Consider the following 22,598-nt stretch of genomic DNA (forward strand, 5'->3'; position numbering starts at 1 on the left):
AAAAACCACAAGATTAAAACTTGTGGTTTTTGTTTGTATATAATTAACTTAACAACAAGGAACAAATATCATGGGACAAAAAATAATAGCTGTTAATAAAAAAGCTAAATTTAATTATGAAATACTAGATACATATGAAGCTGGTATTTCCTTACTTGGATCAGAGATAAAATCTTTACGTGTTAACAATGCTTCAATTGTTGAATCGTATATATTAATGAAAAAAGGTAAACCACAAGTACTTAATATGAACATCCCTAAGTATGAGTTCTCGACTCAAAAGGGACACGAACCAACAAGAACTCGTAACTTGTTATTAAACGCTCATGAGATAGACAAATGAGTGCACAAGATAGCAGAAGATCGTTTAACTGTAGTTCCATTAAAACTATATTTAAAAGAAGGGTTAGCTAAATTAGAAATTGGTTTAGCTCGTGGTAAGAATACAGTTGATAAACGTGAAACTATTAAAGAACGAGATATATCAAGAAGATTAAACAATATTAAAAAATAACTCTAATAAAGAGTTGTTTTTTAATATTGTTAAATTTAAGTTAATGGCCTTTGATTTTTAGTTAGCAACAAAACAAAGGTACTTATAATTTGGTCATTACCTTTCAAATCATTAGAATAGCGTATTAATGGGGCATTTTAGTATAAAAAAATAATCCATAGGATTATTTTTAGTTTAATAAGTTATTAAGCTTGGTAGTAAAAGAATAAGTTTTCTTCTGAAGATTCACCGCCACCATTTTCTTCTTCAGCAGCTGCATCAGTTTTAAATGTACCAATTGCAGTTGTTAATTTAGTTGTTGCATCTTTAACTTCTTGAACTTCTTTAGATTCTAATTTAGATTCCGCTTCACCAATTGCAATTTCTAATTTTGCAGTAGCTTTGGGTGCGTTTGTGAATTCACCTTTAGCAGCTTCCGCTTTTGATAACTCTTCGTTTAATTTAGTAATTGCTTCCGCTAATTCAGCAGCCTCACCAGCTTCCGCTTCTTCAGCAGCTGCATCAGTTTTAAATGTACCAATTGCAGTTGTTAATTTAGTTGTTGCATCTTTAACTTCTTGAACATCTTTAGACTCTAATTTAGCTTCCGCTTCACCAATTGCAATATCTAATTTTGCAGTAGCTTTGGGTGCGTTTGTAAAATCACCTTTAGCGTCTTCAGCTTTTGATAACTCTTCGTTTAATTTAGTAATTGCTTCCGCTAATTCAGCAGCCTCACCAGCTTCCGCTTCTTCAGCAGCTGCATCAGTTTTAAATGTACCAATTGCAGTTGTTAATTTAGTTGTTGCATCTTTAACTTCTTGAGCATCTTTAGACTCTAATTTAGCTTCCGCTTCACCAATTGCAATATCTAATTTTGCAGTAGCTTTGGGTGCGTTTGTAAAATCACCTTTAGCGTCTTCAGCTTTTGATAACTCTTCGTTTAATTTAGTAATTGCTTCCGCTAATTCAGCAGCCTCACCAGCTTCCGCTTCCTCGGCAGCTGCATCAGTTTTAAATGTACCAATTGCAGTTGTTAATTTAGTTGTTGCATCTTTAACTTCTTGAACATCTTTAGATTCTAATTTAGATTCCGCTTCACCAATTGCAATTTCTAATTTTGCAGTAGCTTTGGGTGCGTTTGTGAATTCACCTTTAGCAGCTTCCGCTTTTGATAACTCTTCGTTTAATTTAGTAATTGCTTCCGCGAGCGCTGCTATTTCCGCAACTTCAATAGGTGCATCTTTTTTTGCCTTAACTAAAGCATTGTCAATAATGACTTTTTCGTCTTTAATTTTATTTATATTTATTTCATTTGCTTCTGTAGTTTCGTCATGAATTTTTGTAGAATTAACTAGTTGGTTATTCAAAACATCAAATGTTTTGGGTGCAGTGATTTCAATGCCTTCAGCAAATGAGTTTGCTTCTGAGATTGAGTTCATTAGTTTTGTTTTAGCGCTAACTAATAATTCCTCAACGTCTCCCATTTCTTCAAATTTTTCTGTAACTTCAGCATATGTTTTTTCAAGTTCGTCTTTAGCGTCTACAAGATTTTTGACAGTTGATTCCTCGTTTGAAAGAGTGTTGTTCGCTGCAATAATTGCAGTATTAAGTTGAAGTTTAATTTCTGCGTATTTCTCTAAATCTTTTAATGTATCATCACTTCATTTTGTTGCTTTATCGATTAATAATTTTAGATCAGCTTTAGCAATTTCAAGTGCTTTAGAATCTCTTTCAATAACTGCGTCAGCCTCAGCCTTAACTAAAGCCTTATTTAAATCATCTGTCGCAACAACAACTTCTTCAACTGTTGTTCCGTTCGTAACGACAGCTTCCGCTTTAGAAATTTCCAAAGTCAGACTTTCTGGAGTTGTTGTAAGACCTTCAGATATGTAAGCTATTTTTTTATTGTTTGCATCAGCAATTAATGCAATTAATGAATCTTTAGCATCTTGTAAAGGATCACTTGGTGTTTCTCCTGTTGGTGCATCCGGACCACAAGAAACTACAACAGCTCCTGCAGAAACGATAACACCAGCAGCACCTAATAGTGCTAATAATTTTTTCATATATATTTTCTCCGTATTTTTTGTTTGTCCATTTTATATATAGACTACCTATATATAATAAACTCTTTTAACAAAAAAAAAAAAAAATACAAAAAGCATGAGAAAATTCGTAATTTTTTTCGGACCGTGTACAAAAAAAAAAAAAAACTCTTTATAATTAACCCTATGAAAAAGATAATTAAAGTTGACGATGTCAAAAAACAATTCAATGGTTGATATGCCCTAAGGGGTGTAACAACTAATTTTGAGGCTGGAAAAGTATATGGATTTCTAGGTAATAATGGTGCTGGTAAAACCACTCTTACAAAATTGATTTTTCAAAACTTTGACTATGATGGCGGCAATGTAACACTAAACGATAAAGAGTTAAAAGACGTTGATTATTCAGAGTGATTTTACTTTAGTGAAAGTGCTGATTTACCAGTAGATACACAAGTAAAAGAATACATTGGTAGATGTTATGACTATGCACAAAGACCAGGTAAAGAATATAAAACAAAAGTAGATAAGGTTATGAAAATTATTAACATCAAAAAATGATGAAATAAAAAAATAAAGTCATTATCAGCTGGTCAAAAGAAAATGGTTGTTTTATTTTTATGTTTATTATTAAGACCAAAAATTGTTTTTTTTGATGAACCAACTGCAAACGTTGATATTAATAATAAAGAATTAATTTTAAAAACAATTAAAACACTAAAATCAGAAGACACAATTGTTGTTGTTATTACTCACTTAATAGAAGAGGTAGAAGATATCTTAGATCACATTGTAATAATGAGTGATGGATTAATTAAATATGATGAACCATTAGAGTCAGGACAATCTGTAACTGAACTATTTGAAAAATATGCAGTTGATAACAGTACGCAATCAGAAAGAATCAAGGAGTATATAGAACATGTCAAATAACATTAAAAACTCATTTGAGTTATTTAAAGTACAACTTAAATGAAATGCTAAAACAGTTTCTTTTTGAATAACGCTTGGTATTTATGTGTTAATTACAACTGCGCTATCTATTGCAATGTTTTTATTACCTCAAGCAATGTTTGGCGCAGGTGAAATTAATAGTGATGGAACAGCTGAATTATTTTTATTTTTTGGGATGCTGGGTCAAATCATAATGATTGGTTTAATTATTAATATTTTAATTGTTCGTGTATTTGTTAGTAATAAAAAACATAAAATAGATGAACTAGAAAAGAGAGCTGGTTATAACAAGTTTTCAATATTCAATTCAAGATTGGTTTGATTAGTTGTTGTTATATTTTCAACAATTTTTGTAAACTTATTAATTTCATTAATTGCATATTTATCTGTTGATTCAAGTCAATATGGATATTTTGCACATAGAATGTTTATTGATGTATATGGTTGAACTACAGTTTTTGCATTTATTTATTTGACGATATCATTACTTGCATTATTTTTGATGGGTCCTGCAAGACAGGGTATATTTTCGTTGGTGGTATTGGCAGCATTTAATTTAGTTGCTATGGTAAATGCCACAACTGGATCAATTGGTCAAACAAAAATGTATGAGTTGGATTGAACAGTTAACAATAGTATTTGATATAAAGATGCAATAAATGAACAAAAAGATGATGTGATATTGAATGAGATGATTGAATTCTATTCGGGATCACAATCACCAAGTGAAGATGGTGCCACAGCTTTTGGATATGATTTTTACGAAACTTTTTACGAAATAAGAAGCAGTGGAAATGGTTATGTTCCGCCGGAATCTGATTTTTTAAATGTTGAAAAATTCTTTAATGATCTTAAGATAACTTTCAAAGATTTAGATAAAAAGTGAAAAATTGAAGATGTATTTTTTCTTGAAAAAAATAATCGTTACTTTAGCAAGGTTGATAGACCAATATATGATCTTATTGATGATATAAAAGATATTGATTTTTCGAACATGGGTAAAAATGGTGAATATGAAAATGTGTTCAAACTCTTGAAGTTCTATATTGATGAAATGCTGTTACTTGATAGTGTTGATAACTTTGATTATTACAACATAGCAAACATTAGTGTTTATGGAAAGTACGGAAATAACAGCGGAGCCAAACAACATTATGCATATGACATTTTAAAAGATGTATATCCTAATCGAAATGCATTTGTATATGCAACGGCTATTATAGGTTGAATTTTTAAAACACATAATTTATTGACAAATAAACTTACTATCAAAAATAATGAAACAAATGATTTGAAGACATTTACAAACTATATTGATTACAACAGCGCGAGTGGAAAAGAATGATATGTCAGCTTCAACCCTACAATTGGCGATAAGTTAAACTTAATATTCAACCCATTAAACCATTTTGCTTTAATGCAAAAGTCATCTTATAAATCAAATGATTTATTACAAGAAGCAGTCACATTAAAGGAAACTAGAAATGGTTCAATGTTTATTGATAGCAATTTAAAAATTGACTATAAACATAATAAAGAGGGTGAAATTATTTCACATTCATTTTCAAGAGTAATACCTGTTTGATGAATTTATATATTCTACACATTGTTATCAATTGGGTTACTTCCACTAACTTACTTGTTATGAAGAAGAAAGAATAAGTAGGAGGTTGTATGGAAAAAATTAAAATTACAATTGAAGGTGTTACTAAAATCTATAATAAAAAAACAATATTAGAAGATTTAGACCTTGAATTAGTTAGCGGTAACATCTATGGACTATTGGGAAGTAACGGAGTTGGTAAAACAACTTTAACAAAAGTTATATTTCAAGAAACTCAAACAACACACGGAAAGATTAGTTTAAACGGTGTTGATAAAGACAAGATAAATTTCTCTGAATGATTTTATTTTAGTGAAAGTGGTGATCTTCCAAAAAACATGAGAGCGGCCGATTACGTTGCGTACATAACAATGTTAACGATGATACCAAAAGACCTTTACATAGACAGATATTCAAAAGCGTCAAGAATAGTTGACATCCATGATTTCTTAGAAAAGAAAATTGGAGACTTGTCTGGTGGTGAAAAAAAACTACTAGTTCTATTTGTTTGTCTATTATTAAAACCAAAAATAATATTCTTTGACGAACCAACTGCAAACGTTGATGTTGAACATAAGAAAAAAATAATAGAAGCAATGGTTGCCTTTAGAAATGAAGGAACAATTATTGTAATCATTACTCACTTAATTGATGAGGTTAATCACTTGCTTGACCGTGTTCTAATTTTAGACTCAGGAAAAATAGTTTACAATGAACCACACGATAAAGTAAGTGATCTAAAAACGTTATATAAAAACACTGCTAAAAAAACTTTTGAACAAGAGATAAGTATTGAGGACCACCTAAATGAAGATAGAGATTAAAAAATTACTGAACTTGTCAGCTAATATTTTTAAATTTAATTATAGATTTAAAAAGTATTGAATTTTTGTATACATACTATTATCACTAGCGATTGGTATTATATTTACTGGTTCAATTATAAGTGTGTTCACATCAATGTTTGATGCTGGTATAACACTCGAAATAATGCCTTGATTTAATATAATTGTTGGACTATTAATGGCATTGCTATTTATTATGTTTTCAGTAAATCCAATTTTTAGAGATAAAGAATTAGCTCTTTATGATTTGGAAAAAAGATACGGATATAAAGCCTGACAAATAACAGGGGCAAGATTAATTTGAATATTTACAATGTGTATTGCAACATATTTAATAATGCTTTTTGTCTCACTAATATTTGGTTCATTTGGTTCAGGTGGATCAAACATGATTTATCTAAAAGCATATGTTGTTCCGTTTGTCTGGTACCTATACTTATTATTGTTGACTCCGTTATTAACAATTTTTGTCTCACTAATTGTTGGTGCTATATTTGGTAAGATGATAGTGTATGGAGTGATCGTTACTGTTGCGCTAGCTCCGGGAATTACGGGATTTGCATCTATATTTGGAGTAGGCGGTAGCAATATCAATAACGGCGTTAAACGTTATAATGACAGGAAAGAATTGATCAGCATGTTGATGTTTGATGATTATTTTAAAGATTTAGCAAGTGAAGAAAATATTCCTAAATCTGACTTTTTATTTGAAATGCTTGAAGAATATAATAATGTTGCGAGTGCATATTCACAAATGTCTGGAAGCATTTCATATACACGCAGGGTTGCTAGACTAGGTGTGCCGTTTTGAAAAAAATACACACCAATACAAAATGGTAAATCTGTTGAATTTAAAAAAATTGAAGAATTTTACAATAAAGCAATGGAAGTAATTCCGACAAATAATTTAGTCTCAAATCCAAATTGAATGCCTGCTTTTGATGAATATGATGCAAATATGTTTAGTAAATATATTTCGAAAATCAAAGGTAAAAAATATAAAAAGACTGTAGATGTTGTCAATGATATTACAAGTGAATGAAAACTAATATCTTCAATATATGGAAGACAACAAATGAGATACCTTTCATGAAGAAATCCAGAGGCATATACTTATGCATCCGAAAATAAGTTGCTATATGATAACACTCTAGAAAAAATGATTTTTAACATCACGCTATCTACAATTCTAGATGAGTTATCAAAACTTAGATTTGAATTAGGCGATGAAGATGTAACGGAAAAATTTAAAGCTGAACTTCAAGAGCTTGCGGTTATGGGTGAGGATGATACATATCGCGAAGTTTACAATAGAATACAGGATGCAAGTTGGGATAACAAAAAATTTGCTGGGATTGAACGCTTTAATGCATATGGTAATGAAGAACCAATAGGTGATCACTATGAAATTTCAATACAAGGCATTAGAATGAAACCGGGGTTTAAACAAATCGAAGACTTCATACTTAAATTTGGAGTTGTTGTAAATGACCCAAAAGATGTATCGAAAGACTTTAAGGAGTGAATTGAAGTTAGCTCACGAAGAATGTATGAAGATGAAAGCGATGAAGAAGTAATTGAAAACATTAAGAAATATAAATATTATGCAATTAATTCGTATGAAATAAAAAATTTGGGGAATGATAAACTATTAATACACGATATAAAAATGGAACCTGGGTATAAAGATATTATAGAATTTTCAGTTGATATAATTCCTTATAATGGATTGAACATTGCTGCATCAGGTTCTAATTCAAACACTAGAGAAGTACAAGACTTTACAGAAGGATTGTTACCTAGTGAAGAGTTGATGAAAAAAGGATATAGAAATCCATTTCTATATTTATTAAATCCATTTAATCAATTGGATTTAATATTCATGGCACCAATCCAAAGTAAAAACTATAGATTGATAGAAACGTATATGCGCACATCAGCAATGTCTCCAATTTCAAGAAACTATGACTTTAGAGCAGTCTATGACAATAACAATAACATAATAGGTACAAGACTTGTTAAAGTTGTATCTGCCGAATGGGTAATTGCAGTTCACTTCATAGTTATGATTGCACTTTACTTTGCTGGTTACTTATTATGAAAACGTAAAATATTAAAATAGATTAATGTCATATAATGTGAAGATATTATTTGAATTAAAAAAATGAAAACGGAGTTTAGTTACTCCGTTTTCATTTTGTCTACTGGTTCATATTTACTTAGTCTAGATTCTAAATAATCAATTCTTTCTTCTAGAACAATAACTCTGTCAGTTAACTTAGTATTCTCTTCAATAACTCTTTCAAACATAACATATAACTTATTATATTTTTCTTCAAGATCTCAATACCTTGCTTCTCAAACACCCACCTTATCGCCAGTTGTTCTAACTGGTTTTGTAATGGTTGTTGTTTTAGTATATGGAACCATTTTGCTATCTTTTAAATATTCTCTTCGCATATTGTTCCTCAACTTTTCTTTAATGTTGCTTGGTATAGACAAATCAATTATCTCAAGTAGATTTCTTCCAATGGTTAAAACCTCGCCAGTTGATATATAGAAATGTTTTTCTATAATAATTTTATCACTTTTGATTTTCATAGATACCTCCAATATCTATAACGTCATAAAAACCAAAAAAACAATTTTTATATTAGTTTTTTTATTTATATATAATAATGGTATGGGGATGTCTTGGCTTCGACAGGATATGTTCGATTTCTAACTGCAGCGGTCTGGTAGACCATAATACCACTAGGTTTCTTAAATGCAAACAAAAAAACTGAAATTGAAATGCCAGCTTTTATGATCAATAATGCATCAGCTGGAATGGCTTTAGCCGTTTAATAACTTTTAATATTTATATTTAAGTTATAGCACTCAACACTATGAATTGGTCTCGTGTCCCAATGATTAGTGAATAGCCAGGCACGATAGCACATCCAAAAGCGGCGATAGGGTGTTGCGAAATTTATAGTCGACATTATTGAGTAATCTTGTTAGTTCAGTCGCTTCTTAATGTATTCTTGAACTGAATAAACTGTAGACGTTATTAATTGGTGTATTTTGGACGCGGGTTCGACCCCCGCCATCTCCACCATTTTTTTATGTTAAATAAAGAAGGGGGATTAAATATGGAACAAATTTTATTTAAATTTTTATTTAATGGTCTTCTTTATGTAACAATAATTCTTTTGGTCTATGCTTTGGTTTGAGGATTTACAAAACACTTATTACAACGTTTTGGTAAATACTATCATGTAGCAATTGGAATTGTATTATCAGCTCTTTCATTGTTTATGACAGTACTATTCAAATATGTGTTTTTCGGAACAACAGAACAAGGTAATGAGTTTTTATACCTATTTCAAGTTTTGTATTTCTGGGTAGCAATTGTATTTATCTCAAACATATCTGGAATTATGGTTGGGGTTACAAACTGTATATCAATGTTTTACCTTTCAACTATAAATGGGAATTTATTTCCTAGAATGGAAGTAGCTTGATTTTATATATTGATAACAGTTATTTACCTTGCACTTATATTTTTATCAGTTTTAAGAAAGTTCTTCACACGAATTAAACCGTGAATGATTTGGACAACAATCACAACTGGTTGTTTGGTATTTATTTTTATCAGATTCTTTTCTGTTTTTTCAACTGAGTCTAATGCCATTTGAGAGATAGCGTTAGTAAGTATATGATTGATGTTGTCTTATGTTTTATATGCGATGATTGCATTAATAAATAGACTACATATGTCAGCTGTTAACTTACAAAATACAATTACATATGAAAACCAATATTATGTAAACAACGCTTCTGCAAATGAAGTGATATTAAAAAATGTGCAATCTCAAAATATAAGTTATGCAATATATTTCACATTCTTTATAGCAGATGTAGTTACGTTCGAAAAATCAATTGATAAAAAATTAAATAACGAAATTATAAAAAACATAACTGATCAAGTTTATAACTTGATTGTTAAAAAACATCAAAATGCAGTTTTCTTTAAAAGAGATTATCGTACATTTGGAGCATTCATTCCGCTAATGGAAGATAAGTTTTCACTATCTATTTCTGATGAATTCAAAAAACAACTAAAAGAAGTTGAAGAAAGTTATAACGCTGTAAATTTGAGTTTCAAATATGAAAACTTAAATATTGATTTGAAATTAAAAAATGTTGCTTCATTTTTTGGACTGCATTCAAACAACTTAGAAATATTAGATTTTTACAATAAGTTCCACCAAGAAAGAGAAGTTCACCTAAGAACTGAACAAGCCAACGTAATTAATATAGATACAATTCAAGAAGCAGAGATAATTCGTCACCAGTTAAACACAATATTAGAACAAGTACCACTAAACACAACCGAGGTTACTCTAAATCCAATTTATGATACAACTACTAAATCATATGAAATGTATCTTGTAGACAACATTGTAGATAAAATTAATTTTGCTTATGCTGGTGAAGGTGAGATCGAAAAAAGATTAAACTCAAAAAGTTTAGTATCACTATTAAAGCGTCACTTGATTACTATTTCACTTGAGCGTTTAGCTACAAAAGAAATGCAGTTGAAAAATTCATGTGTATTTTTAAAATATGATCACCAAGTTCTAGCAAGTGAAAACTTTGACATAACGATATTTAAAAACTCATTGAAAACAAAAGTTTCAAATTGACAAAATCTATATTTAGGATTTGATGCTTCATTTGAAATAGATGATTTTGATGTTATTAAAAAGAATATAAAACACTTAAAAAATATTGGAATTAAAACTTTTGTTTATAACTTCGGAAGGTTGGACAGTGACTTATCAAACATTGCAGCTTATCAGCCAACATACGTATTTTTAAGCAATGATATTGCTAAAAAATGTATGGAGGTTAAAAACTATGCAGAATACATTTCAACACTAAAAACAATAACTGACAGTATTGAGGCAAAGATTGTAGCAACCAACATTAATAGATATAATGAATATAAGAAACTAAAAGAAATTAATATAGAATTATTCACAGGTAAACTATTTGGACAATTTGAAAATCCAACTGAGATCAGTGAATCATTACTATATTTATTAAGCAAATAAGAGGATTATTGTGGAAAAAACTGAAAATATTAAATTAGAAGAAATTAGATTAAAACTAAAGAGTGCATTTGTAGGAAATGATAAAACTCAACTAGTAGACTTTTTTGAAGATTACTACGACGCAGATATAGTAGAAGCTATTGAAGATAGAGATGATCTAGATTATGCATTTAAGTTATTTGAATTCTTTGATTCAAAACACCAAGCAAAACTATTTGAACTACTATCATCAGAATTAAAAGAAATAATCATTGAAAAGTTTTCACTTAAAAACTTAGAAGAATTATTTGAAAAAATACCATCAGATGAGATTGTTGAAATCTTAGAAGATGTTGATGATGTTAGTGCTAAAAAAGTACTTAAGTCTATTTCAAAAGAATCAAGAGAAGACATTAACGAAATCTTAAAACATGCTGATGACTCAGTTGGTTCAATTATGTCAGTTGACTTTATTGCACTAAACGAAAGTTGAACAGTTAAAAGATGTATTGAAGAAATTGAAAACAACTTGGACTCATTAAAAGATGTTGAAGAATTTTATGTTGTAAATGACTACAAAGTTTTAGTAGGTAGATTAGAAGCAAAAACTCTTCTATTTAATAAATCAAACAAGAACCTTAAAGACATAATGGATGATCGTGTGATGCGTCTTAAAACAACCCAAGACCAAGAAGAGGTTGTAGAGATGTTTAGACGATATGAGTTCATCAACATGCCAGTTGTAGACAATGATGAAATACTAGTTGGAGTTGTAACTGTTGATGACGTATTAGACGTTATCGAAGAAGAAGTTACTGAAGACATATATAAACTTGGTGGTCTAACACCAAGTGATGATGAATACTTTAAAACAGGTGTTTTCAAATTATTCAAACATAGAGTACTTTCAATTATATCTGTAGCTATTGTTTCAATCCTTACATCACTATTGTTGCTTTGAGTGATCGAATCAACAAACAGTGGAACTCTACATGATAACCCAGCAGTATTTTATGGAATAACTGGATCATCAATTTATCTTTCAGTTATCCCATTAATTTTCATGCAATCAAGTATCATTACTAATCGTGGTATCTCGTTAAAAGAAATTGAAAAACGAGACACACTACACGTGATAAGAAAAGAATTAGTGGTTTCACTTATGAATTGTTTGATGCTTATGGCACTAGCAATTGTTCACTCAATAATTGTTGAAGTTATATTTAAGACAAATAATATTGAAGAAGTTGTAATTGATACAATCATAATCACAACTGGAATGTTTGTTGCAATATTGCTTGTGACTATGCTAGCAACCTTAATTCCTTTATTGGCATTAAGAAGTAGTGGAAGAGAACAAGCAATTCAGATGCCAATTTTAATTGCCGTAGTTGAAATTATTACAGCTGGTATTTTAGTTGGATGCATCACATTGGTTACTCAGGTTATTTAATGAGATTGAGACATAAAAATTGAACCGCAGGTTATATCGATTTAAACAAAAATTACTTCATTGTTGATAAGTACAAAAACAATTTCAACAATGAACAACCAATTAATTTAGAAATTGGTTGTGGTAAAGGGAACTTTATTAAAGGTAAAGCGATTAAAGTAGTAAATGAAAATTGAATCGGAATGGAAAAAGAATCAACTGTAATAGGTGTGGCGCTTAGAAATGTTATTGAAAACGAAATGGATATTAAAAATATCTTGTTTATCAATAAGTATGCAGAAAACCTATTAGACATTTTTGAAAAGAAAAGCATTAGCAAAATATTTCTTAACTTTTCTGATCCATGACCTAAATCTAAACATGCTAAAAAAAGATTAACAAATATTAAGTTTTTAGAAAACTATTGAGAAGTTTTAACTGATGATGGTTCAATTGAAATCAAAACTGATAATGATAAATTATACGAATACAGTCTTGAACAAATTGAAGAATCTAAATTTAATATAGTTTATAAAACAACAAACTTACACAATGATCCAAAAGAAATGGAGCATAATGTAATGACTGAATATGAAAAAAGATTTTCAGAAACAGGTAAAAACATAAACAAAATTATAATTACAAAATAGGAAATTTATTTCCTATTTTTTTATATTTGAGATATCAATATGTTTATGGATGTACTAAAATATAAATAACGTAATAACATTCAAATATCAATTTTAGTACATTAGTGGGGTGTTTATGGCTGGGTGAGTTGTTAATTTAGATAGTGTTGCAAAAGTCTTTGGTAAAGACGTATGGGCACTAAAAAGAATTAATTTAAAAATTGAAAAGAATGAAACCCTAGCTATTATTGGTCCGCGTTATTCTGGTAAATCAATTTTAGCAAGTATCATCGGAAACCAAGTTGCTCCATCAAATGGTATTGTAGAATATAACTTCAAACAAACAAACTTATTAAAAGCAATCGGTTACACTCAAAGATCTTTAGAGTGACCAACCGGAATTAAAATCAAAGATATAGTTAATCTATACACAACATCATTTGAAGTTAAAGATGATGAATGAATGAGTAAGTTATATGATGTATTCGATATTGAAAAATCATTAAATAAAAAAGTTGATAATAACGATAAGACATTCTTAAAAATGTTTTCTCTATTTTTAACGTTCATCCCAAAACCTGAATTAGTTATCATTGACGAAATAACACAGGTTATGTCAATGGATAATAAAGAAATAATTCTTAACTTTATGAAAGAATACAAAGAAGAATTTGAAGCGTCATATGTAATTACAAATCCCGATGATTTCACTTTTAATTTTCTATGTGATAGATTGGTTGTTATGAATAAGGGATTCATTATTCGTGAACATAAAAAATCTGAACACTTCACGTATTCAGATTACTCATTAGATATCATAAGTAGGATTAAACAAAAGTCTGTAAAACCTTTAACACCAGATCCAGTTATGAAACCAATTGTTGATAGATTTTCAGATAAGTTTAATAACTACACAGAACACCGCACCAAGTTTAGAGCAAAAATGTCAAAGTTGATTCTTACACCTGAAGTGGAAATTCTAAACCAAACATTATCAAACATTTCACAATCAATTAAAAAATTCAATGAAAAATTGGTTGAGTACTCAGAGAACTTTATTACAAAGAGTGCAATAAGAAAATTAAATGATTCAATTAAATCAATTGAAAAAAAACACGAAAAGTACTTAAAGGATTTTAAAAAGCAAAACATTCCATCAGAGTATGAAGAAATTTTTAATAAGTTTAATCCGTGGTTATCTGAATTTGTTAGGTTCTTAAAAACAGAATTATTACCAATGCTTCAACTTAAAGTGATGTATGAAGAAAATGAAAACTATCTAACATTGTCACAACAAGAAAAGAAAGACTTAAATAAATTAAAGAAAAAATTAATCAAAGACGAGATCAAAGAAATCAAAAAAGCTTCGAGGTCTAAATAATGAAATCATTTAATATTTTATTTAAAATGCAATGAGATCATTATAGAAAAGATATTGTCACAATAACTTATGGGTGAGCTATAACGTTTATTACATTGATAGTTTGGTTAACTTTTAAACAAACAGATCCAGGATTATTTAATTATGATCCCTTCGTTTTAGCGTCTGCAATTGGTGTGGGTACAGTGAGAAACTGTACACATGGTGTAACTCGTGTTTTGTTTAACTTTAAAAACCAAGGGTTTATGTCAAGGGTTTATATGACGCCAGTTTCAAAAAGAAACTTTATCATGTCAATAATTTTATTTAACACATTGGTTAACTTTGTTATATCTGTTGCGCTGTTTTCGTTTGGGATGATTTATTTAGATCAAAGAAGTATATTAGGAAATGTAAATTGACCTATGTTCTTATTGGGATATTTAATGCTTGTTGTAACTAGTTTATTAATATCATTTTTAATTGTTGAATTTGTTAAGAGCCAAGATAAAGCATCATTTTGAGGGAACATATTCTTCTATGTTTGTGTATGATTTTTAGGACTTGGAGTTCCATATACAGAGCTATCTCAATATGAATTCTTTACTTACATTACATATCTATTCCCTCAAAAATATGCACTTAACATAATGCAGTCTGGTTGAATTGGATCAACAAATTTCCAAATTCAAGAAGGTGCTAACTTCGGATATTCAGGACATGAATTTCTACCATATCTTTTAGGTAGTTTAATGATTGTTATTTTGTCGTGTACTCTTATCTTTATTTATTCTAAAAAATATCATAGTACAAAATATACATCTTCAAACAATTCAACAATTCAACAATCATATGAAAGAATAAACCAAATTAAAAACGCAAGAAATATTGGTGAACTAGAAGGCCTAATGTCATCTAAATCACCTCCAGATGAAGGAGGTGGATAATGTTTACTAAAACTAAATTTAAACAATTATGATGTGTTTATATAATTGGTATTAAAAACTATTTCAACTCATGATTAAACGTAATGCAAGGTATTGCACTACAACTTGTTATCCTATTAGTTTGATTAACATTTAAAAGTAATGATCCATTTATTTTGATTGCATTAATTGGTGGTTCTATTTTAAGAAACTCACTTTACTCATTTCATAGAACTTTAATTTCAGAACGAAGAAATAGGTGAGTCGATAGATTATCTAATATGCCATTAAATCTTTCGATAAGAATTATTGCTCAAACTTTAGTTTCATTAACGATAACTTTTATAGTGGCTTCTATGTTGTTATTGTTGGGGTTCTTTGGTTTTGTCGAACAACAAAACTATATTGAAAACATTAATTGATTAATGGTTTTAAGTGGATTATTTTTATTAGTTATTCTTTCAAACCTAACAGCTTATGTTTTAAATGAGTGATCAAATACAAGTGAATGAAGCCAAGTTGTTTCAGTTCTGTTCTTCAACATATGTTGAAATTTCTTGGGTTGTGCATTCCCATATTATGTAATTGCAGAATATGATGTGCTAAACACAATATTATATTTAGTTCCACATAGATACATGTTCAACGTAATTCAAGCTGGGTGAGTAAATGCCACTGACATGGTATACGATAATAATTCTGGATATAGTGTTGACTTTAAAATGGGTGGAATGCTTTGAGTTCCATATGTGATGACCTTTATATATATTTCAATATTCTTGGGATTAATATTTGGACACAGGTACATAAAAGGAATTGCCACTTTCCGTACAAAAGAAGGTGCTGTTTATTCTAAGAGAATTGAGAGCGAATATATTTACAAGGTTAGAAATTCAAACTCATTTGATGAACTTGCCAAATTATATGACGAACACACTAGGGAAAAAACAAGCACCAAACCATTTACAAATATTTCAAAACAGACAGTTCAAAAAACAGATAAAACAAAAAATAGAGATTAAACCTCTATTTTTTATCAAAAAAAATCTCTACCAAATCAAAAAGCAAATACACAAATAACCACCATAATAATGTAAAATATATAGTGTTGAAAGGAAATTTTTTTATGACACCACATATAAAAGCAGAAAAAAACGAAATTGCGAAATATGTTCTTATGCCTGGAGATCCACTTCGTGCCGAGTTTATAGCAAATAAATTCTTAAAGGATATTAAAGTAGTAAACAAAGTAAGAAATATGTTAATGTTCACAGGAACATATAACGGTACAAAAATCACAATTGCAGGAAGCGGAATGGGTGTACCATCAATCGGTATTTACTCATATGAACTATATAAATTTTACGACGTAGAAACAATAATCAGAGTTGGTTCTGGCGGATCATATGTTGCTAATTTAAATGTATATGACGTTTACAATGTTAAGAGCGCATTTGGAGAAAGTAATTATCCAAAGATAGCTGGAAATATCGATGGCAATGTTGTTCCGGCGACTGAGTCATTATTCAATGAGTTAAATGATACTGCCAAAGAATTAGGAATAAAAATGCAATCAGGTACAGCGCACTCTTCGGATGTGTTTTATAGATATGAAGACTCATTAGCATTTGCCAAAAAAAATAATTTAGATATTGTTGAAATGGAAAGCGTTGCATTGTTTACAAATGCAATTATTAACAAAAAAGAAGCAGCTTGTTTATTGACAGTTTCAGATTCATTCATCACACATGAAGTTACAACTCCAGAAGAAAGAGAAAAAAACTTTATGGAAATGATAAAGGTTGCTTTAGAGACTTGTGTTAAAAAAGCAAAAAAATAATTAATGTACATATTAGCAATTGAATCTAGCTGTGACGAATTTTCTGTAGCAGTTTTAAAAAATGAAAAAGTACTTTCAAATATAATTTCTTCGCAAATTGAAGACCATAAAGAATATGGGGGCGTTGTTCCTGAACTTGCTTCAAGACTACATGTTCAAAACTTTAATTGAGTTTTAGAAGAAGCTATAAAAAAATCAAACGTTTCAATTAATGAACTTGATTATGTTGTGTATACAGCAAACCCAGGTTTAATTGGAAGTTTGATAATCGGTAAAGTTGTCTCTCAAACATTAGCTCAATATTTACAGATACCATTGCTACCGCTTAACCATTTACACGGACATGTGTATAGTGCGTTCATTGATAACAAAATAGAATTCCCGGCAATTGCTTTGATCACAAGTGGTGGACATACAGAGATAACTCTTATGAAGGACCATTTAGAATTTGAAATCTTAGGATCAACCCAAGATGATGCAATAGGTGAATGTTTTGATAAGGTAGCAATAAAAATGGGGTTGTCTTACCCGGGTGGTCCAGCAATTGATGCGCTGGCCAAAAAAACAGATGAAGCCAAATATGAAATACCAAAACCTAAAGATATAAATAAATATGACTTTTCGTTTTCTGGTATTAAAACAGCTTCAATAAATTTATTACATAAATTAAAACAAGCAGATACAAAAATTGATCTGAATTCATTTGCTTATTCATTCCAAAAAACTTGTGTTGAATATGTAATTGAAAAATTAGAAAAAGCAATAAAAGAATATCAACCAAAATTTGCAATTCTTGGTGGGGGTGTTTCGGCGAACTCAATGCTGCGAACAAAATTCACAAAGATGGCAAGTGAAAACAAAATAGAATCAATCATTCCAAAAAATGAATACTGTACTGACAATGCAGCAATGATTGGAATGTTAGGATTTAGAACAATAATAAAAGAGGAACATAAAAATGCAATCATTCGCACTTAACGTAGCAAAAATAAACCCAAGTGACTTAACACCAAAAGAAAAAAAATTAATAGAATACATAAACGTACACTTTGTAAAAATCTCAGAAGAAAATATGAGAATTGAAAAACTTGCTCAAGAGGCAAAAACAGGTTACAGTGCAATCTATGCACTAATTAACCAAGCTGGAGTTAGTGGTTATAAAGAACTTCTTTCTACAATTAAATTTGACGCAGAACAATTGAAGAAAAGTGGATCACAAACATTTGATGTAACCGTAAAAGATAAGTACATCGAAATAATTAACCAAGGGTTTGTATCAATCAATGAAAACAGTTTAGAAAAAACAGTTGAACTTATTTCTGAATCAAAAAACATTAATATTATTTATTGAGATAATGAACTTTCTGCTCCTTCAAGACAATTGTGACGTACACTTTACAAAGTTGGATTTAGACCAATTTTATCTGACAAAGAAGAGTCAATCATTAAAGACGTTTTAGAACAAACAACCGCAGGTGATGTTTTCATTCTTTATTCAACATTAAGTTATAAATCAGAAAGATTTAAAAACTTTGTTCAAGAAATAAAAAGCAAGGGTGGAAATATAATTTTCATCGGTATTAAAGAACCCGCAAAAGGTATTAAAGAATTTATAGATGTTAAACACGTTATCGTTACATCAAACAATAAAGAAAATGATTTAGTTCAAATATCAGATGTTGGAATTTACACATTCTTCAATGATATGATCATTTCAAACTTATTAAATATTTACACAAAAAATAAAGGCTAATTTTTATGGACGAAAACAAAGACACAATATTTGACAGTGGTGACACTTCAGATATAAGCACAAATGAATTAGTACAAAGACAAGTACAACATTCAACAATCGTAAACAAAACTAGGAAAGTTTTGACTAAATTTTACGGTGTTTTTGTTAAGCACTATAGTGCCAAAGGAAGAGCTAAAAGAAAAATATTAAAAACAAGTCCACAGCCATACATTGATTTAGAAGTTTATAAATACAACAACATGGTTAGAAAATATTATAAAAGACCCGAACTTGTTATAAGCGATCCTGAACATATAAAAGAATTTAATATACTTTCTTTTGATGGAACAAAACTAAATGGACTAATTTATGAGCCAAACCCGAACTCAAAAAAATGAATAGTTCTTAGTCACTGATTTACAGGTAATAAATATTGAATAACATTTCACGCAAAAGTTTTTACAAAACTTGGTTACAATGTTGTTGCAATTGACTTTCGTGGTCATGGTAAATCAGAAGAAAATGTTACAACACTTGGTGTTAATGAAACACATGATTACATTACAGCAATTCGTTGATTAAAGAAAAATAGACAAATTGACGAGTTGGGTTTATTTGGGATAAGTATGGGTGCATTCATTGTTAACTTTACTGCTTTAAAATATTCAAAAGAGCTTCAAGAAACAAATTTAAAATTCGTTATTTCAGATTGTGGATATGTAAGTGTTTCAAAATTAGTGTGACACTTTTCTAAGAAGGCAACTTGATTTGTTTCTAAAAAAAGAAAAGTTGAATTATTTGATAAGTTTATTAAGAGAATGGATAGATCATCAACAATTATTGATGATGAAATTATGAGTTACAAAGATATTAACTTATTCAGATTCATAAAAAATAAAGCCGCAAGCGATCCTGACTTCAAACTGTTTCCAACTATGTTTTTTCATTCGGCAGATGATAAACAAACAATCCACCAAGAAACTTATGAGTACGTAATTAAGAGATCAAAATATTATAAAGGTCATGTTGATGATCAAGTAAAAGTATTTCAATCAGCGCCACATACACAAAGTATTAGAATTCACTTTAAAAAGTATAATGAGTTAATAATTGATTTTTTAGAAAGATTAGATTTACTAACAGAAGAGCAAAAAATATTAGCAAGTGAAACACGTGAAGAATGAAAATTAACTACTTATGACGCAAACGATAAAAGAGACGTTAAATCAAAATTATTAGAATAGGAGCAATATGAAAATAATTGACATATACAAACAGTTCAAAGAACTGAAAAAAGAAATTACAGTGATTGGTAGAGTTAGATCTAACAGACAAGGAAAAGCTGTTTCTTTTTTAGTTTTAGATGATGGTACTTATGCAAAGGATTTACAAATTGTTTACAAGCCAGAAACTAAAGGGTTTAATGAGTTTTTAGAAACACGTGTTGGTGCTATAGTTTCAATCAAGGGGTTAATAGTTGAAACTCCAAATAGACCACAACCTTTTGAAATTTCTGCAAGTGAAGTTTTGCTATTAGACAATTGTGCTGAAGAATACCCATTACAAAAAAAAGAACACACAATGGAATATTTAAGAGAAATTCCACAACTAAGAGCAAGAGCAAAAACATTCCAATCAACATTTAGAATTCGCTCTGCCGCATCATTTGCAATTCATGAATACTTTGTAAAAAACAACTTTGTTTATGTACATACTCCAATCATTACAGAAAATGATGCAGAAGGTGCTGGTGAAGCATTTGTCGTTACAACAAGAAAAGATGCTAAATATGATCAAGATTTTTTTGGTAAAAAAGCAAGCTTAACAGTTTCTGGACAATTAAATGCAGAAGCGTTGGCTCAAGCATTTAATTCTGTTTATACTTTTGGCCCAACTTTTAGAGCAGAAAACTCACACACAAATAGACATGCATCCGAATTTTGAATGGTAGAACCTGAACTTGCTTTCTCTGATTTAAATGATGATATTCAAGTAATTGAAGGTTTAATCAAACATGTAATAAAATACGTTTTAGAAAATAATTTGGAAGACCTTAAATATTGTGAATCATTTTATGAAGAGGGTTTAGTTGATAGACTTTCAAAAATATCAAATGATAATTTTGAAAAAGTTACATACACTGAAGCAATTGATATTTTAATTAAAGCTTCTAAAAAAGTAAAATTTGAAGAATCTAAAATAGAATTTGGAATTGATCTTGCCACAGAACACGAAAGATATATATGTGAAAAACACTTTAAGAAACCGGTGTTTGTTACAGATTATCCAAAAGAAATAAAATCATTTTATATGAAATTAAATGACGATGGAAAAACTGTTGCTGCAACTGATTTATTAGTTCCAGGAATCGGTGAATTAGTTGGCGGAAGTCAGCGTGAAGATTCATATGATAATTTAATTAAAAGATGTAATGAATTAAAAATTAATCCTGAAGATTTAAAATGATACATTGATTTAAGAAAATTCGGATACTTTAAATCTGCAGGTTTCGGACTTGGATTTGAAAGACTGGTTATGTACCTAACTGGTGCAAAAAACATTAGAGATGTAATTCCATTCCCAAGAACACCTAAAAATTTATTATTTTAAGAAAATAATATAAAATAATATTAATAACCAAATCACATGGAGAATTCAAAATGATATTAAGTTTCATAATGACAACACAACTGAATGAGTCTGACTTTAAGAAGACACTTAAATCAATTAAAAACCAAACTCTAAAAAATTATGAACTTATTATTGTAGTTGATAGCTTAGAAGAAGGTGATGATTTAATTGGGTATAAAGAAGTTAGAAAAATGGTGTTAGAAAACAACAACATTAAACTAATTAAAAACTCATTGGATCAAGGAAAAGCAAACTGCTGAAATGATGCATTAAACATTTCAGAAGGTGAGTATGTAAAATTCATAAATGATGGAGAAGTAATTTCAGATAACTTTGTTGAAGATGTTGCGACATTAGTCGAAACAAAAAACTCACCAGATATGATTGAATTTACAACTTCTTTAAAATACAAAACAAAATCATATGACTCATCACTATATGTTAGAAATCATAAAGTTTATGAATTGAAAACTGAATTTGAACCATTCGCATATACTTCAGAATTAATTTTTAACAAAATTTTTAGAAGAGCCGTAATTGTTGATAACAGTTTAAAATTCAGAAGAAATCAAAGATACGATTTATTATTTGTGTATAAATTCCTTGCATTAGCAGAAACATATATTTATGTAGCTGACGAAATCGGAAGTACATTCCCAGTTAGACCTGTTGATTATTCAGTGTTTGATACAGTGAACCAGTGAACACATGTATTTAACTACTTTAGAGAAATCAATAACTACAAGTCAATTGAAGAATATGTAAAATATGCATACTACAAATTGTTAGTACATAGATGATTATGAAACTTACAATGAGAAGGTAACAAAGTATTGATCAAAAAAGGTATTGATTTTGTTGATATTAAATTTAAGAAAGATAAAAGAATTAAATTTATGAAAACAAACAAAGTATTCTTGAAAGGTAAAGATCAAAAGTTCCAAGACATGGTTGAAAACTTTGAATCACATATAAAAATTATTGGACGAGTGACAAAATAAATTTAAATAATTAGGAGGAA

19 protein-coding genes and 1 other RNA gene are annotated in these 22,598 nt (G+C 29.4%); 18 read left to right on the plus strand and 2 right to left on the minus strand.

Features of this window, described 5'->3' with window-relative positions:
- The first annotated feature begins 70 nt into the window (after positions 1 to 70).
- Positions 71 to 514 carry an SsrA-binding protein SmpB gene (smpB, locus tag AACL07_RS00355; RefSeq protein ID WP_338983646.1) on the plus strand — a complete coding sequence of 148 codons (444 nt, stop codon included), beginning with the start codon at positions 71 to 73 and terminating at the stop codon, positions 512 to 514.
- A 185-nt stretch (positions 515 to 699) separates the two neighbouring features.
- Here smpB and AACL07_RS00360 read toward each other — a convergent pair whose 3' ends face one another.
- Positions 700 to 2,562, minus strand: a complete 1,863-nt coding sequence (locus AACL07_RS00360; RefSeq protein WP_338983648.1) for a lipoprotein — start codon at positions 2,560 to 2,562, stop codon at positions 700 to 702.
- A gap of 165 nt (positions 2,563 to 2,727) precedes the next feature.
- On the opposite strand from AACL07_RS00360, the gene AACL07_RS00365 reads away from it, so the two are divergent.
- From AACL07_RS00365 to AACL07_RS00380, 4 genes are read left to right on the plus strand one after another with little or no spacing between them, the layout of a single operon-like run.
- A complete protein-coding gene (locus AACL07_RS00365) occupies positions 2,728 to 3,474 on the plus strand; it encodes an ATP-binding cassette domain-containing protein (RefSeq protein WP_338983650.1) in 747 nt (248 codons plus the stop codon).
- The gene (locus AACL07_RS00370; RefSeq protein ID WP_338983652.1) at positions 3,464 to 5,161 is read left to right on the plus strand and encodes a hypothetical protein; all 1,698 of its coding nucleotides are present in this window, start codon (positions 3,464 to 3,466) and stop codon (positions 5,159 to 5,161) included. Before AACL07_RS00365 ends, AACL07_RS00370 begins: the two co-directional genes overlap by 11 nt.
- An 8-nt stretch (positions 5,162 to 5,169) precedes the next feature.
- The gene (locus AACL07_RS00375; protein ID WP_338983654.1) at positions 5,170 to 5,922 is read left to right on the plus strand and encodes an ABC transporter ATP-binding protein; all 753 of its coding nucleotides are present in this window, start codon (positions 5,170 to 5,172) and stop codon (positions 5,920 to 5,922) included.
- Entirely contained in the window at positions 5,906 to 8,065 is a 2,160-nt protein-coding gene (locus tag AACL07_RS00380; RefSeq protein ID WP_338983656.1) for a hypothetical protein, read from the plus strand. The genes AACL07_RS00375 and AACL07_RS00380 overlap by 17 nt, the downstream gene beginning before the upstream one ends.
- 59 nt (positions 8,066 to 8,124) lie before the next feature.
- Here AACL07_RS00380 and AACL07_RS00385 read toward each other — a convergent pair whose 3' ends face one another.
- Positions 8,125 to 8,544: a hypothetical protein gene (locus tag AACL07_RS00385; protein WP_338983658.1), complete on the minus strand. Its 420-nt coding sequence runs from the start codon at positions 8,542 to 8,544 to the stop codon at positions 8,125 to 8,127.
- An 84-nt stretch (positions 8,545 to 8,628) separates the two neighbouring features.
- Between AACL07_RS00385 and ssrA the strand changes: the two genes are divergently transcribed.
- The 13 genes from ssrA to AACL07_RS00450 all read left to right on the plus strand — a co-directional run bounded on the left by ssrA (position 8,629) and on the right by AACL07_RS00450 (position 22,578).
- Positions 8,629 to 9,043: a transfer-messenger RNA gene (ssrA, locus tag AACL07_RS00390) on the plus strand.
- Positions 9,044 to 9,077: 34 nt separating this feature from the next.
- Complete coding sequence (locus tag AACL07_RS00395) at positions 9,078 to 11,045, plus strand: EAL domain-containing protein (protein ID WP_338983659.1); 1,968 nt, start codon at positions 9,078 to 9,080, stop codon at positions 11,043 to 11,045.
- Between the two features lie 10 nt (positions 11,046 to 11,055).
- Positions 11,056 to 12,477: a magnesium transporter gene (locus AACL07_RS00400; RefSeq protein WP_338983660.1), complete on the plus strand. Its 1,422-nt coding sequence runs from the start codon at positions 11,056 to 11,058 to the stop codon at positions 12,475 to 12,477.
- A complete protein-coding gene (gene trmB / locus AACL07_RS00405; protein WP_338983662.1) occupies positions 12,477 to 13,106 on the plus strand; it encodes a tRNA (guanosine(46)-N7)-methyltransferase TrmB in 630 nt (209 codons plus the stop codon). Before AACL07_RS00400 ends, trmB begins: the two co-directional genes overlap by 1 nt.
- A gap of 115 nt (positions 13,107 to 13,221) precedes the next feature.
- The gene (locus AACL07_RS00410) at positions 13,222 to 14,466 is read left to right on the plus strand and encodes an ATP-binding cassette domain-containing protein (RefSeq protein ID WP_338983664.1); all 1,245 of its coding nucleotides are present in this window, start codon (positions 13,222 to 13,224) and stop codon (positions 14,464 to 14,466) included.
- Positions 14,466 to 15,392 (plus strand): ABC transporter permease, encoded by a 927-nt coding sequence (locus AACL07_RS00415; RefSeq protein WP_338983665.1) that lies wholly within the window; start codon positions 14,466 to 14,468, stop codon positions 15,390 to 15,392. Before AACL07_RS00410 ends, AACL07_RS00415 begins: the two co-directional genes overlap by 1 nt.
- Entirely contained in the window at positions 15,392 to 16,393 is a 1,002-nt protein-coding gene (locus AACL07_RS00420; protein ID WP_338983667.1) for a hypothetical protein, read from the plus strand. The genes AACL07_RS00415 and AACL07_RS00420 overlap by 1 nt, the downstream gene beginning before the upstream one ends.
- Positions 16,394 to 16,497: 104 nt before the next feature.
- Positions 16,498 to 17,211: a purine-nucleoside phosphorylase gene (gene deoD, locus AACL07_RS00425; RefSeq protein ID WP_338983669.1), complete on the plus strand. Its 714-nt coding sequence runs from the start codon at positions 16,498 to 16,500 to the stop codon at positions 17,209 to 17,211.
- A 3-nt stretch (positions 17,212 to 17,214) separates the two neighbouring features.
- A complete protein-coding gene (gene tsaD / locus AACL07_RS00430; RefSeq protein WP_338983671.1) occupies positions 17,215 to 18,189 on the plus strand; it encodes a tRNA (adenosine(37)-N6)-threonylcarbamoyltransferase complex transferase subunit TsaD in 975 nt (324 codons plus the stop codon).
- Complete coding sequence (locus AACL07_RS00435) at positions 18,170 to 18,964, plus strand: hypothetical protein (RefSeq protein WP_338983672.1); 795 nt, start codon at positions 18,170 to 18,172, stop codon at positions 18,962 to 18,964. The genes tsaD and AACL07_RS00435 overlap by 20 nt, the downstream gene beginning before the upstream one ends.
- A 5-nt stretch (positions 18,965 to 18,969) precedes the next feature.
- Positions 18,970 to 20,190, plus strand: a complete 1,221-nt coding sequence (locus AACL07_RS00440) for an alpha/beta hydrolase (protein ID WP_338983674.1) — start codon at positions 18,970 to 18,972, stop codon at positions 20,188 to 20,190.
- 7 nt (positions 20,191 to 20,197) lie between these two features.
- The gene (gene asnS, locus AACL07_RS00445) at positions 20,198 to 21,556 is read left to right on the plus strand and encodes an asparagine--tRNA ligase (RefSeq protein WP_338983676.1); all 1,359 of its coding nucleotides are present in this window, start codon (positions 20,198 to 20,200) and stop codon (positions 21,554 to 21,556) included.
- 50 nt (positions 21,557 to 21,606) lie between these two features.
- Positions 21,607 to 22,578: a glycosyltransferase family 2 protein gene (locus tag AACL07_RS00450; protein WP_338983677.1), complete on the plus strand. Its 972-nt coding sequence runs from the start codon at positions 21,607 to 21,609 to the stop codon at positions 22,576 to 22,578.
- Positions 22,579 to 22,598 lie beyond the last annotated feature (20 nt).

This window comes from Spiroplasma endosymbiont of Othius punctulatus (genome assembly GCF_964019505.1).
In the GTDB taxonomy this organism is placed as follows: domain Bacteria; phylum Bacillota_I; class Bacilli_A; order Mycoplasmatales; family Mycoplasmataceae; genus TIUS-1.